Raw genomic sequence first — 13859 nt, forward strand, 5'->3', positions numbered from 1 at the left:
CAATCATGAACCAGGCTGCCGCTAAAGTACTGTTGATCGAGGATAATCCGGGCGATGTTAAGTTAGTTCAGGTATTGCTGGAGTCGAGTGATGAGCATCAGCAGCCTTTTGAATTGATTAGAGTCGGGCAGCTAAGCGATGCTTTTCCTATTTTGGCGAAAGGCGGCATCATGGCAATATTGCTCGATTTAGGGCTGCCCGACGGTAACGGGATCGATACCTTGATTCGAGTACATGCTGCCGCACCTATGATTCCGATAGTCGTGCTCAGCGCCGAGGAAGATGAAATGCTGGCGATACGCTCGGTACAATTGGGTGCACAGGATTTTCTGGTCAAACAGGGTATCTCGGGCATGCTGCTCAGACGGGCGATCTGTTATGCGATGGAACGAAAACGCTTGATGGAGCAATTGCAATATTTGGCTCATTACGATGTATTGACAGGACTGGCCAATCGAAAGTTGTTTTACGATAGGTTGAAGCATGATGTCATCGGGGCAAAGCGTTCGAAAAAATCACTGGCATTGATTTTTCTCGATCTGAACGACTTTAAACAAGTTAATGACTCTTTGGGGCATCATGCCGGCGACGAGTTGCTCAAAAATGTTGCGAAACGCTTATCCGGTAGTGTGCGGGCTAGCGATTGCGTGGCCAGAATGGGCGGCGATGAATTTACGATTATCCTCAATGGCTTAAATAATGCCGAGGAAGCCGCCTTGATTGCCGATAAAATTTTGAAAGCTTTGGTCGAGCCGTTTAAGTTTGGCGGCTCCGTGATGGTCATTCGCGCCAGCTTGGGAATCGCAACTTATCCCGATGATAGCGATGAATTGGACAAGCTAATCGGGGCGGCCGATTCGGCAATGTACAAAGCCAAAGAGTCGAGCAGTGAAAAAATTAGCCGGTTTTGTTTTTATTCGGCGGCAATGACTGCCAAGGTTCAGTATGAGGTAAAAAAGCTTCATCAACTTAAGCGAGCCCACGAAAACGGCGAGTTCGAGTTGTATTACCAGCCGGAAGTCGACGTGCATAGCGGAAAGATCATTGGTATGGAAGCTTTGTTGCGTTGGCGCCATCCCAATCAGGGAGTTTTGACGCCGTCTTCGTTTATGCAGGATTTAGAAGATACCGGCCTGATCGTTCCCGTCGGCGAATGGGTCATACGAAAAGCCTGCGAGCAATGCAAAGTATGGCAAAACCAAGGTTTTCCTAAATTGACGATGTCGATCAATATATCGACAAAACAATTTCGTCATAATGGGTTTGTCGATAGTGTGTTGGCTGTCATTGACCAGCTAAGTGTGGATCCGGCTTTGGTTGAGTTGGATTTTAACGAAGAGACGCTATGGGAAGAGGAGGATCGTTCCGTTATCGTTCTAGATCGATTAAGCCAAGCCGGTGTGAAACTGTCGTTGGATCATTTCGGCAGCGGATCGATTTCTTTAAAAACGTTGACACGCTTCCCGATTCACGCCATTAAAATTGATCATGCGTTGATTGCTCAGTCGGCTGCTGATTCTGCTGAAACGGCGATAGCCAAGGCCGCTATTGAAGTTGCTCACGTATTCAATATTAGAGGCTTAGCTGGAGGCATTGAAACTCAGGATCAACTCGAGTGGGCACGCCAAATCGCTTGCGATGAGGTGCAAGGATATCTCTATAGTAAGCCGCTTCCGGTAGACGAGGCGACCGAATTAATGGCTCGGCATGATTTCTTGAGTCCGCAAGACTAATATGGCGATCCGTTGAGATGAAAATATTACTAATTGAGGATCATAAGCCGGATGCGATATTGCTGCGTGAATTGTTGAGCGAAAATAGCACTGATCAGATTCATTTATTTCATTTGGAGCGACTGGGCGATGCGCTTGAAGCTCTGAAAAGTAGAGCGTTCGATATTGCATTGCTCGACTTGTCGTTGCCGGATGCCTTTGGACAGGAAACCTTTCGACGCTTGAATCGAGTCGCGCCGAGTCTGCCGATCATTGTCTTGACCGGGATCGACGATCAAGAGCTGGCAATGGATTTGGCGCAGGCGGGGGCTCAAGATTATCTAGTCAAGAGCGAATTGAGCAGCGGGCTTTTGCACCGTTCGCTGCATTATGCGATAGAACGTAAACGGACCGAATTAAAACTTCGTTTGGCGGCCACGGTATTCGAAAGCACGCTCGAAGGCATCATGATTACAGATGCCAAGACCAATATCATCAGCGTCAACGAGGCATTTTGCGAAATCACAGGCTATGTCAGCGAGGAAATAATCGGTTGTACGCCTACGATGTTCGAGTCGGAACGTCATAGTAAGGCTTTTTTTCGTCAATTATGGGATGTTCTTAATAAAACCGGTCAATGGCGAGGAGAAATATGGAATCGCCGTAAAAGCGGTGAGGTGTTTCCAGCCTGGGTTAATATTAGCGCGGTACCTAATATAGTGGACGATAAAATCGGACATTATGTCGCGGTATTTACTGAAATTACCGAACTTAAATTATCCGAAGAAAGACTGAATTATCTGGCGCATCACGATCCGTTAACCGGACTGCCTAATCGGCTGTTGTTTCAAGACCGGTTGGCGCAAGGTATTCTGCAAGCGCAGCGCAGAAAGAGCATGATTGCGGTAATGTTTTTGGACTTGGATCGGTTTAAATTAATCAACGATACGCTCGGTCACCCGATTGGCGACGAGCTTTTGGTTGCGGTTGCCGAGCGTCTGCGTCGATGCGCGCGCGAAACCGATACGATTGCCCGTTTGGGCGGCGATGAGTTTGCGGTTATTTTGTCGAGCATGGCGCGTGAAGAAGATGTCGAGCATGTGGCGCAAAAGATTATTCAAGCCTTGTCTTCTGTATTTTGCGTGGGCGGGCACGAGGTCTTCGTCACCACGAGCATCGGAATTACGTTTTATCCGGGACTCAATAATGATCGAAGTAAATTGTTAGAGCAGGCTGATGTCGCCATGTATCATGCGAAAAAGCATGGCCGCAATAACTATCAATATTATACGGCGGATATGAATGCCGCAGCATATGAGCGGTTGATGCTCGAAACGAATTTGCGCAGAGCTTTGGAAAGGGAAGAATTTAGGCTGTACTATCAACCTCAGATTGATGTCCAAAGCGGCGCTGTGACCGGTGTCGAGGCCTTGATTCGTTGGCAAAGTCCGGAACTTGGCTTGGTTTCTCCAGGTGAATTCATTCCTTTGCTGGAAGAGACCGGTTTGATCGTTCCGGTTGGCGAATGGGTTATAGAAACCGCTTGCCGGCAAATGAAAGAATGGCTTGATGCCGGTTATCCGTCCATGACGATGGCGGTTAATTTATCCGCAAGACAGTTTCATCAAGTCGATTTAGTAGAAAGAATCGCGCAAATTTTACAAGAGCTTAATTTACCGCCTGAGTTGTTGGAGTTGGAATTGACCGAAAGCATGGTTATGGAGAGCGTCGATTCGGCAGTTGAAATTCTGCATAAGTTAAAGCGGATGGGCGTCAAGGTTGCAATCGACGATTTCGGCACGGGGGTTTCATCTCTAGGGTATCTAAAGCATTTTCCGGTCGATACTCTAAAAATCAGTCATGATTTTGTGTTGAATCTGCCTCGCGATTCGGTAGATGCCTCCATCGCTTCGGCGGTCATTAATCTTGCGCGCAACATGCAGTTGAGTAGTGTCGCTGAAGGCGTGGAAAATGCCGAGCAAATGGATTTTTTGAGCGGCCAAGATTGCGAACGTTTACAAGGATATTTATTCAGTCGCCCGGTTCCGGCGGAAAAGATAGCTGAGTTGCTGGGAACATGGCAGGCTATGCCGAAAAAATCGGGCTGAGTTGGGTTTGGGGGGATTAAAAATTAATGCCGAGCGAGTAAACAAGTTATGTGGACCCAAAAGCAAATTAAAATAAGTTCAAAAAAACGCGGCTTTCATTTAATCACGCCTGAAATCCGTCAAGGCTTACCCGAGATAGGTGCGATCAAGTGCGGGTTATTACATCTATTTATACAGCATACCTCGGCGTCTTTGGCGATTAATGAAAATGCCGACCCCGATGTTAGAATGGATGTGGAGGCTTATTTTTCCAAAACGGTCCCGGAAAATGAACCTTATTATAGGCATACGCTCGAAGGGAGTGATGATATGCCGGCGCATATAAAAAATATTATGATCGGTTGCCAGTTGACGATACCGGTGGGTTCGGGGCGGTTGCTGTTGGGAACATGGCAAGGTGTTTATTTATGTGAGCATCGGGAAAATGCCGGTACGAGAAATATCATTGCGACGATGACAGGCGAGCCGCTTCATCATTAGCAGTAAGGGCAATCTTTGTTATACCCGTCGTAGCTCAAAATTCGGCGCCTGGGTGTTCGCTAGAGGACGCCTTGAGTACGTCCATGCTGGCAAAGCCTTTATCCTAAAAATAGCATTTGAGAGCCTCAAACTACCGTTCGCCCTGAGCCCATCGGCTACGCTCAGGAGAGCCCTGTCGAAGGGTGAGCGGTAGTTTGAGGCGGTGAAAGTGTTGTAGACCCTTCATGCTTCGACTTTACTCAGCACGAACGGTCTACAACACATGCTAACTGCTCTTTCTAGGTTTATCGGACACCCAGGCGCCTCTTCTGGCACTGCCGAAATTTCAAGTGCGAAAGGTATAATCGGTCGAGTTCTCCGGTCATCGTGCAATTTCACAGTAACGATCATGAAGATTTGCCCATCGCCCCGGCAAATTAAAGTGCGAGGCGTGGCGGAGGGTGCGGTCTCTCGCCCGATAAGGCCTCCGGTGCCGAATTTTGATCTGCGATGTGTATAGTCAAGGGCCGGGTGAGGTTTTCACTATAAAATGATTTCATGTCGATTCTATAGGAGTAATGAATGAAAAAAATATTAACGATAATGATGATGGTGTCTTTTGTTTTTGCCGGGCGCTTAGCTCTGGCCGAGATTGGAGGGATTAAGGATGTTGTGGTTTATCGAAGTCCTTCGTGCGGGTGTTGTGGAAAATGGGTCAAACATCTTAAGGATAATAACTTTAATGTGGTTGATAATGTTGTTCACGATGTGGACTCGGTTAAGCGTAAATATGGGGTTCCTAGCGAGTTGGCTTCCTGTCATACGGCGATAGTGGGCGATTATGTGATCGAAGGTCATGTGCCTGTCGAAGATATCGAAAAACTCTTGAGTTTAAAGGCCGATGTTTTAGGTGTTGCTGTACCGGGGATGCCTGTCGGGACACCAGGTATGGAAATGGGCGATCGCAAAGACGCTTATAAAGTCATTGCGTTCGATAAGGAAGGCCGCAAGCAGGTCTTTGGTGTGCATGAAGAATAAAATTATCTATTGTGCTAGCCAAGTTTCGGCATCGGGAGGCCAAGACGGCGGTAAATGCCTCCATCAAAGAAAGTTATGATTCTAGGCGCGAGGCTGAATTCTTTGCGAATTGCCCCGATGCTGTTTTGCCAATGTCGAAATTTTACGTGCGATAGGCATGACTTATACCTATCGCAGATCAAAATTCGGCGCCGGGGGGGGCGTCAAAGGGCGCAGTGAACCCAGCACCTAAATTATCCAAGATAGTTAATCATAGCCAATGGACTATGGAATTTAGGTGCTGGGTGAATACATCCCTGTAGGCTCTATGCCAGCTCCATGCTGGCAAAGTCTTGCCGCACACCCCGACGCCTCCTCAGGCACTGCCGAAATTTGAAGTGCGAAAGGTATAAAAATCGCCGCAAAAAAAATGCCCTCTATAAGAGGGCATTTTTTTTGCGGCGATTAGGGCCGAGGATGTGCTTATCGGTTTATAGCTCGTCAATGCCGGATAATCCGTCAACCGACCAATTGTCGGTATTCAAAAGGCCCGATTTATCATCGCCTTTTTTGTATTTAATCCGGCAGGCATATCTTCGAGTGATGCTTGCCGTTTCGGGGCCTGCTATTTCAACCTCTGCGTTAATGACGTATTGGTGGTTGCCGATACCCCATGCGTTAATCGGCTGTGCCGAAAAGAATACTGAATACTTATTATCAAGCTCTTCCTTGATGTAGTTGTTACAGAAGGTAAATGCCAGGTCGGTCATTTCATTGGAAATACTTTCTAGATCGCCGATGTCATCTGAGTCAACAAGAAAAAGATCGGAACTGGCTACTTTATGCACAAATGGCATGATGGCTTCGCGCTGAAATAAAATAAGTCCGATGAAGCCGATGATAAAAAACAAGAATTTAAAATTTTTCATTGTTGTTATTTATAGTTTGGGGTTGTGAACGCAAATGAGATTTTAACAGAATTCCGGATGCAGGAAACTCAATTTGTTAATTTAAAAAGTATTGTAATTTTAAGTTGTTAGCATAAAAGAAGGGCTTGTGTTGTTAAGTCGTTGGTAAGGTAGGCGGTTGATGCAAATCCATCGCAAAGCAAAATTCGGCAGTGCCTGAGGAGGCGCTAGGGTGTCCGGTCGATTTTCGCTCCTGCAAAATCGACATTCACGCCATCCATGGCGCTCACACAGGCTTTGCCAGCATGGAGCTGGCATAGAGCCTACAGGGATGTATTCACCCTGATGCCGAATTTTGATCTGCGATGGGTATATCGGCATCTTATGTTCGGAATGGAATCAAATAAATCGATAATAGACTTTGAGTGACGGATGATAAATAAAAGTTTAAGGACCGTGAAGGCAGGAAAAAAGCAGGGTCGCTAGCAATTGCTTAAATAGTAGCGTACTAGATTGGTCATAAATTTTGTTGACAAGCCTTTTCGAAATGATAAACTGAGCAGCACCAAATTGGACTGGTGGAGCTTGAATAAAGCGTTATAGGGATGTTCTAAAGCAACCGCCCTTCGGGGTTTTATAAATTTTTTAGGAGGTAGAAATGGCTGCTACAACTGAGTCAGTTAAAGCTGATGCTGCAGAAGCACCACTTTTGAACAAAAAAAATATCATTGCCGGCGCATCTTTGTATCTGGTTTTCTATGCGTGGGTTCGTTGGTATGAAGGTGTTTATGGTTGGTCCGCAGGTCTGGATTCATTCGCACCTGAGTTCGAAACATACTGGATGAACTTCCTGTATATCGAAATGGTATTAGAAGTATTAACAGCTTCTGTATTATGGGGCTACATCTGGAAATCTCGTGATCGTAAAGTAATGTCAATCACTCCACGTGAAGAGTTGAGAAGACATTTTACTCACTGGACATGGTTAATGATGTACGGTATCGCGATCTACTTCGGTGCTAGCTACTTCACTGAGCAAGATGGTACTTGGCATCAAACTATCGTTCGTGATACTGACTTCACTCCAAGTCACATCATCGAGTTCTACTTGAGCTACCCAATCTACATCATCACTGGTGGTGCTTCTTTCTTGTATGCTAAAACAAGACTTCCAACTTACCAACAAGGTTTGTCTCTGCAATACCTGGTTGTTGTTGTAGGTCCGTTCATGATCCTGCCTAACGTTGGTTTGAACGAGTGGGGTCATACTTTCTGGTTTATGGAAGAATTGTTTGTTGCTCCTCTGCACTATGGCTTCGTCTTCTTCGGATGGTCTGCCTTGGGTGTATTGGGTGTAATCAACATCGAGCTGGGCGCGTTGTCCAAGCTGCTGAAAAAAGACCTGGCTTAATCGCTTAGTCTGAAAAAAACTATCTCCTGGTCGCTTCTTCTTAACCGAAGAAGCGATTCAGAAAATAGTAAAATAAATAATAATTTTTAAATCCTTTAGGAGGTAAGCTAATGAGCGCATCTCAATCAGCTGTTCGTTCACGCGCAGAAGCTGTCAAAGTTTCTCGTACGTTCGACTACATGATTCTCTTTACGGTGTTTTTTGTTGTTCTCGGTGGTTATCATATCCACTATATGTTGACCGGCGGTGACTGGGATTTCTGGACTGACTGGAAAGATAGACGTCTATGGGTAACTGTAGCACCAATCGTTTCAATCACTTTCCCTGCTGCTGTTCAAGCTGTACTTTGGTGGCGCTATCGCATCGCTTGGGGTGCAACTTTGTGTGTCTTAGGTCTGTTACTCGGTGAGTGGATCAACAGATACTTCAACTTCTGGGGATGGACATACTTCCCAGTTAACTTTGTATTCCCTTCAAACCTGATGCCAGGCGCAATCGTATTAGACGTCATCCTGATGCTTTCTAACAGCATGACTCTGACTGCGGTTGTTGGTGGTTTGGCTTGGGGCTTACTGTTCTATCCAGGTAACTGGCCAATCATTGCTCCATTACATGTTCCTGTTGAATACAACGGCATGATGATGACTCTGGCTGACCTTCAAGGTTACCACTATGTTAGAACTGGTACTCCTGAGTACATTCGTATGGTTGAAAAAGGTACATTGAGAACATTTGGTAAAGACGTTGCTCCAGTATCAGCGTTCTTCTCTGGTTTCGTAAGTATCTTGATTTACTTCTTGTGGCACTTCTTCGGAAGCTGGTTCGGAAGTGAAAAATTTGTACAAGCTGCTTGATACAAACTTAATAATCAAAAACCTTGGTATATTCATTTAGAATCTACCGAATGCTTACAAAACTATTAATTCTCTGTAATAGAGGAGGATATATGAAAATAATAAAAGACAAAGTTGCTAAATTGTCCTTTGTCGCACTGCTGGTAACTGTAACAGCAGCGATGTTTTACACTCCGACAGCATCTGCTCATGGTGAGAAATCACAGGCGGCATTCATGCGTATGCGGACTATTCACTGGTTCGACTTGAACTGGTCTAAAGACCAAGTTTCTGTCAATGAAACTATGTCAATTTCGGGTAAATTCCACGTTTTCGCGGGATGGCCTGAAACTGTCGATAAACCAGAAGTTGCTTTTTTGAACATCGGTATTCCTGGTCCTGTATTTATTCGTGCAGGTTCTTGGATCGGTGGACAATTAGTTCCTCGTTCAGTATCTTTAGAGCTGGGCGAAACTTATGAGTTTAAAGTTTTGTTGAAAGCACGTCGTCCAGGCGACTGGCACGTTCATACAATGATGAACGTTCAAGGCGGTGGTCCAATCATTGGTCCAGGTAAATGGGTAACTATTACTGGTTCTATGGGTGATTTCAAAAATCCAATCACTACATTGACTGGTGAAACCATTGATCTGGAAACTTATGCATTAGACGGTGTCTATGGTTGGCATTTGTTCTGGTACCTTTTGGGTGTAGCTTGGATGGTATACTGGTGTCGTAAACCTGTATTCATTCCACGCAGAATAGCTGTTGACGCTGGCAAAGCCGATTCTTTGATCACTCCAACTGACAAAAAAGTTGGTATGGCTTTCGCTGCCGGTACTTTGGCAATCGTTGCTGTCTCAATGGGTCAAGCCAACGAGAAATATCCTGTTACGACTCCATTGCAAGCAGGTTTGATGCGCGGTATTAAATCTTTGGAACTTCCACAACCTACAGTTTCTGTAAAAGTTGTTGATGCTTCTTACCGTGTACCAGGTCGTGCAATGCAAATGACTTTGGAAATCACTAACAACGGTGATTCTGCAGTTCGTTTGGCTGAGTTCAACACAGCTTCTGTTCGTTTCTTGGATGCTGATGTATATGAAGACGACACTAACTATCCAGATGACTTGTTAGCTGAAGAAGGTTTGTCTGTTAGCGATAACAGCCCACTTGCTCCAGGCGAAACAAGAACTGTTGACGTTACTGCTTCTGACGCAGCATGGGAAGTTTACCGTTTAGCTGACTTGATCTACGATCCAGACAGCCGTTTCGCGGGTCTGTTGTTCTTCATCGACGAAGACGGCAACCGTCAAATGACAATGGTAGATGCTCCATTGATCCCAACATTCATCTAATGAATAGCTTGGTCTAGTTATATAGACTAAGTAGGGTTAAAAGCCCCCGTGTTGAAAAACACGGGGGCTTTTTTATGCGTGTTGTTATCGTATTGGGTGGCTGTTTTTAGGGGTGATCGTGAATGGAGGAAGTAGGGCGTCAGCAGTTGGCGCTTTAGGCGGCAATGAGTCTGATACTAGGCAGCGAAACTCTCCTGCATTTACTGCATTCTGACGCTTTTTTCACTCAGGGGAGGGGTAAATAAAGGCTTTTCCAACATGGAGCTGGCACAGAGCCTGTGTGGAGGTATTCGCCCAGCGCCTAAATTAAGCCATGATTTTGAATCATTGCCAAAGACCTATGGTTGGGGGGTTCACGGCGTCCTTTAGTGAGCACCCAGGCGCCGAATTTTGAGCTACGACGGGTATATACATTGCTGTAGGGCTTTGCGCGAACAGTTACATAGTCGGGTGCATTTTATGCGGCTTGAATTCGAGCAAAAGTCGTGGCGTTAGTTGTCTGTCTGTCTTATGTGGGGCTATAGGATCTTATGATCACTAGCTGAGGTTAGGAGATGGCAGTGTGGTGAATGCTAAAAGAAGAGCGGAAAATATAAGCTAGAAAAAGAAGATTTATGAATAATCAAAGAGGCTGGAAAAAAATAAATTTTCAGCAAAAAATGAGGGGGAGTAACGCGGAGGGATTAAAAGTAGTAGATTGGGTTGCTAATATGAACCCGGCTTATTAGAAAATAAGCCGGGTTCATAAATTCAGACCTTACAATCTAATAGTTGTATTTTCAACTTTTTGTTTTGAGCTATCGGGATCGTCCAAGCAGCCTGTTAAGCCAACAATCATTAATGCCATAGCTAAAAGTGATAAAACTTTTTTCATACTATCCTCCAAAAGAATTTATTTTTATATTAATAAAATTACAGTACTAAATGCTTAGCACGGTATTTTTATATCATGGTAAAAAAATCTATGCAACATTTAAATTAAAATGAGTGTAGCTGTTATAAATGAAATGGAGCGGAAGATTTTAAAAAAATAGACAGGTATGTTAATAAGTTGTTGTTATAAAAAAATAAAAAATATTGCTAATTGTGTCGATTGTTGATTAATCAAGGGGTATGGTCAGTTTATAAATCACGCAACAGTTTGAAGGGAGCTCTTGCGCTTAAGAATAGATGAGTTCAATGTTGCGATAGCGAGTTGGTCAGAGAGAAGGGGCTAATTCATAGGTGTCAACTTATGCTCTTCATTGATTAAATTCGGTGCCGGGGGCTGCCAAAGGACGCCGTGAACCCAGCACCTAAATTCCATAGGTCTTTGGCAATGATTCAAAATCATGGCTTATTTAGGTGCTGGATGAATTATTCAAGATAGTTAACCATAGTCATTGAGCTATGGAATTTAGGTGTTGGGTGAATGCGTCTATGTAGGTCCCTCGCTTAGCGTTCACTGCCATTAAGTTAAGGGCTTTTTCGTTCGCCCTGAGCTTGTCGAAGGGTGAATGAAAAAGTCCGACAATCGATAAGTTAAGCCGTCCATGGTTCGACACGCTCACCACGAACGGCTTAACTTAATGGCAGTGTCTCCTAGCGTTAAGTGAGGGATCGAACAACCCGGCTCCTTTTTGAGCGCTGCCGAAATTTGAAGTGAAAAAAGTTATGGTTCGGTCGCAATGGCAAAGGCTTGTCGTTATTCGGGTGTTGAGGTGGGCCAATAACTTGATTGAACGGAGATATTATCTAGCAACGTTTGGTTTAAATTGCTATGAAATTGCTGTTGTTTCCACTGAACTGTGCCAAGGTTTGACCATTCTCCGCTGAGGTTTTTATTGAGCAAATCATAAACCCAGTAGGGCGGCGCTGTATTTTTTTTAATCTTGATAGTGAATAAGGTGTTATCAAGGTTTAGTTGGAGTCTATGTGACCAGTATGCAGTAATTTTCATCATCAGCTTGTTGAGTCTGATGGCGTCGATATTCGGTGTGACGGCGATATTGGCCCACATTGAGTGGACGCGCCCCCAGTGAGGGGCAAGTATCCGTCCCTCTTGGTTGATGAACGGTAACCAGGCTTCATCTCCGTCATCGTTGGTGTAGGTGATGGCTAGTAGCGAGTCATACCCCTCAAAATGGTCGTGTAAATAAAGGGCGTGGGGTGTTATACCGATGAATGAATGGGATAGTAATAAAACTGAATTGCTGGCTTGAGTCAGGGCAAGCATGAAGGGGTTGCTGCGTGTGTCGACATTAAGCCTGTATAGTAGTCCGTAGTGGATGGAGTTATTGATTTGTAATATGCAAATGATTAAGAAGGCTTTGGTCAGTGTTTTTAAGTTTCTTCGTGATTGAAGGTTGTCGGTCTCAAAAAAACGGCTGTAAAAGCTGTGTAATTTAAATTGGGTTGTGTTTGGGATAATGCAGTCTTGATTGCATGGTATGCGCTGTCTGTTGTCGGCTATGTTGCGATAAATAGCTTTGGCTAGATGATGAATGCCCGGGGTGCGTAGTAGCCAGCCAATTAAAAACGGATAGCGCATTTTAATTAGAATCTGGATATAAGTATTGATGCCGTGATAAACCTTACCGTTTTCGTCGACCGAATAAAGGTCGGTCAATAAGGTATTCAATGGCAAGGCAGATAGTGCGGGTTGTTTATCCGAAAAAGTTTGAGCGTCTTTAAAATCAATGCATTTAAAAATATCGAAATGATTGACGGTTAATGCGGTGCGATTGCATAAAGGGCAGTCTTTGTCGTAGTAGACCAGTAATAAAGGCTGAGTGGGTCTAAGGGCTTTGGCTAGGCAGCGCCACCATGAAAAAGGAACGAGCAGGCAATAAAAAACGAGCATGCCGAGGCCAAACGGATAGATATTTAGAGAAATCGTTATGCCTAGGTGTAAGCCAATGCCAATGAATAAGTAGATAGGGCGTAAGTAGCGGTTTGAAAAAAAGAATATAAAGCTAAATTGGAACGCAATAATGATATAGCCAATCGTCTTTTGTAGTATTTCCTGATTAAGAAACCAGGACATATTGATCGCGGATACATAATATGGCTGTGTGGAGGGAAGCCAGGCTCCTAGGCCGTTTCGCCAGTGTTCGGCAAATAATTTATGAATCGCCGAGTCGAAATAAAGAAAGCCTAGGCAAATAAAAACGGGAAGGTGGTAGCTCAGGCTTGAAACAGTAGGTTTCGGGTGTTGAGAGTAATGGCGAAAGGGTGTGCTGAGTTTTAGCCTTAATTGATCGAGCGCAAAGACTTTGTCGGTCGGCATGAAAAGTAAAAAAAAACCTGATCCAGTCATGAATGCATCAAATCCGCCGTCAAAGTCGCGTTGCATGGGGGTGAATTGTACAAAGACGATCCAAAAAAGGTAGCTTACAATTAATGCGTTTTGGCATTGGTAGCCAACGATTATGAATAAAGCGGCAACCGCCCAGAGGCAAAGAAAAAAAGGAATGAGCGGGTATTCAACGTCAATGTATGGAATCGGGTCGAAAATTAGATGATGGAAATATAATAAGAAGCAGATTTCTTGAAATAATACAATGCCGTAGAGCAGTCGGAATAAGCCGATGCCGGTAGCTGGGGCAGGTTTATTGTGCAGTTGGTAGAGCTTGGTGAAAATAAAATGATACATTTACTAAAGCATTATGCTGAATAAATGTATAAATTATAGGGTATTTAGGTGGGGGATGGGTAAAAAAAACAAAGGCCGCCTCTAAAACTTGTCAGAATTAGCAGGGGCGGCCTTGTGATCTTTTTTAAACTAACGGGGCTGTTAGTTTATTTGTCTTCGTCGTTAGGCTCAGCAAAAACCCATTTTACTAAGAAGTAACCGGCTGCGATAACGACAATCGCGCCGACCATGCCAGCTGGTTCTTTTAACATTTCAGTCAAATCTAAGATCGCACCCATGAGTGTCCTACCTGTGTTTTTATATTTTAGAAAATGCTATAGACATAGCAAATGAGCCATCAATGATACTTTAGACACGGCTAATGTCAAGTTTAATGTTGATATTTTAAAGTGATGCACGATACGTTAGGAGAAGGTAAA

The 13859-nt window shown here is 44.4% G+C and carries 10 protein-coding genes; 7 read left to right on the plus strand and 3 right to left on the minus strand.

From position 1 onward, the window contains the following. The first annotated feature begins 5 nt into the window (after nt 1-5). The 4 genes from MEALZ_RS02510 (at nt 6) to MEALZ_RS02525 (ending at nt 5317) form a co-directional block, all read left to right on the plus strand. The gene (locus tag MEALZ_RS02510) at nt 6-1733 is read left to right on the plus strand and encodes a GGDEF/EAL domain-containing response regulator (RefSeq protein WP_014147015.1); all 1728 of its coding nucleotides are present in this window, start codon (nt 6-8) and stop codon (nt 1731-1733) included. A gap of 17 nt (nt 1734-1750) precedes the next feature. Then, on the plus strand, nt 1751-3820 hold the full coding sequence (locus MEALZ_RS02515; RefSeq protein ID WP_014147016.1) for a putative bifunctional diguanylate cyclase/phosphodiesterase: 2070 nt from the start codon (nt 1751-1753) through the stop codon (nt 3818-3820). Between the two features lie 48 nt (nt 3821-3868). Next, entirely contained in the window at nt 3869-4300 is a 432-nt protein-coding gene (locus MEALZ_RS02520) for a secondary thiamine-phosphate synthase enzyme YjbQ (protein ID WP_014147017.1), read from the plus strand. Nucleotides 4301-4861: 561 nt separating this feature from the next. Continuing rightward, nucleotides 4862-5317, plus strand: a complete 456-nt coding sequence (locus MEALZ_RS02525) for a DUF411 domain-containing protein (RefSeq protein WP_014147018.1) — start codon at nt 4862-4864, stop codon at nt 5315-5317. Nucleotides 5318-5787: 470 nt separating this feature from the next. Here the strand turns inward: MEALZ_RS02525 and MEALZ_RS02530 are convergent, their stop codons facing one another. Then, complete coding sequence (locus MEALZ_RS02530) at nt 5788-6225, minus strand: hypothetical protein (RefSeq protein ID WP_014147019.1); 438 nt, start codon at nt 6223-6225, stop codon at nt 5788-5790. 637 nt (nt 6226-6862) lie between these two features. On the opposite strand from MEALZ_RS02530, the gene amoC reads away from it, so the two are divergent. The 3 genes from amoC (at nt 6863) to amoB (ending at nt 9806) form a co-directional block, all read left to right on the plus strand. After that, on the plus strand, nt 6863-7615 hold the full coding sequence (gene amoC / locus MEALZ_RS02535) for a bacterial ammonia monooxygenase, subunit AmoC (RefSeq protein ID WP_014147020.1): 753 nt from the start codon (nt 6863-6865) through the stop codon (nt 7613-7615). Between the two features lie 110 nt (nt 7616-7725). Beyond that, entirely contained in the window at nt 7726-8469 is a 744-nt protein-coding gene (gene amoA, locus MEALZ_RS02540) for a bacterial ammonia monooxygenase, subunit AmoA (RefSeq protein ID WP_014147021.1), read from the plus strand. A gap of 92 nt (nt 8470-8561) precedes the next feature. Next, entirely contained in the window at nt 8562-9806 is a 1245-nt protein-coding gene (amoB, locus tag MEALZ_RS02545; RefSeq protein ID WP_014147022.1) for a bacterial ammonia monooxygenase, subunit AmoB, read from the plus strand. A 1684-nt stretch (nt 9807-11490) separates the two neighbouring features. Here the strand turns inward: amoB and MEALZ_RS02550 are convergent. After that, the gene (locus tag MEALZ_RS02550; protein ID WP_014147024.1) at nt 11491-13440 is read right to left on the minus strand and encodes a DCC1-like thiol-disulfide oxidoreductase family protein; all 1950 of its coding nucleotides are present in this window, start codon (nt 13438-13440) and stop codon (nt 11491-11493) included. A 146-nt stretch (nt 13441-13586) separates the two neighbouring features. Beyond that, nucleotides 13587-13718: a hypothetical protein gene (locus MEALZ_RS23685; protein WP_014147025.1), complete on the minus strand. Its 132-nt coding sequence runs from the start codon at nt 13716-13718 to the stop codon at nt 13587-13589. Nucleotides 13719-13859: the final 141 nt, after the last annotated feature.

The sequence above is a fragment of the Methylotuvimicrobium alcaliphilum 20Z genome (assembly GCF_000968535.2).
Taxonomy (GTDB): Bacteria; Pseudomonadota; Gammaproteobacteria; order Methylococcales; family Methylomonadaceae; genus Methylotuvimicrobium; species Methylotuvimicrobium alcaliphilum.

Coding starts and splice junctions, on each gene's coding strand:
- MEALZ_RS02520 (WP_014147017.1), top strand. CDS start 3,869: ATGTGGACCCAAAAGCAAATTAAAATAAGTTCAAAAAAACGCGGCTTT.
- MEALZ_RS02530 (WP_014147019.1), bottom strand. CDS start 6,225: ATGAAAAATTTTAAATTCTTGTTTTTTATCATCGGCTTCATCGGACTT.
- amoC (WP_014147020.1), top strand. CDS start 6,863: ATGGCTGCTACAACTGAGTCAGTTAAAGCTGATGCTGCAGAAGCACCA.
- MEALZ_RS23685 (WP_014147025.1), bottom strand. CDS start 13,718: ATGGGTGCGATCTTAGATTTGACTGAAATGTTAAAAGAACCAGCTGGC.
- MEALZ_RS02525 (WP_014147018.1), top strand. CDS start 4,862: ATGAAAAAAATATTAACGATAATGATGATGGTGTCTTTTGTTTTTGCC.
- MEALZ_RS02510 (WP_014147015.1), top strand. CDS start 6: ATGAACCAGGCTGCCGCTAAAGTACTGTTGATCGAGGATAATCCGGGC.
- MEALZ_RS02550 (WP_014147024.1), bottom strand. CDS start 13,440: ATGTATCATTTTATTTTCACCAAGCTCTACCAACTGCACAATAAACCT.
- MEALZ_RS02515 (WP_014147016.1), top strand. CDS start 1,751: ATGAAAATATTACTAATTGAGGATCATAAGCCGGATGCGATATTGCTG.
- amoB (WP_014147022.1), top strand. CDS start 8,562: ATGAAAATAATAAAAGACAAAGTTGCTAAATTGTCCTTTGTCGCACTG.
- amoA (WP_014147021.1), top strand. CDS start 7,726: ATGAGCGCATCTCAATCAGCTGTTCGTTCACGCGCAGAAGCTGTCAAA.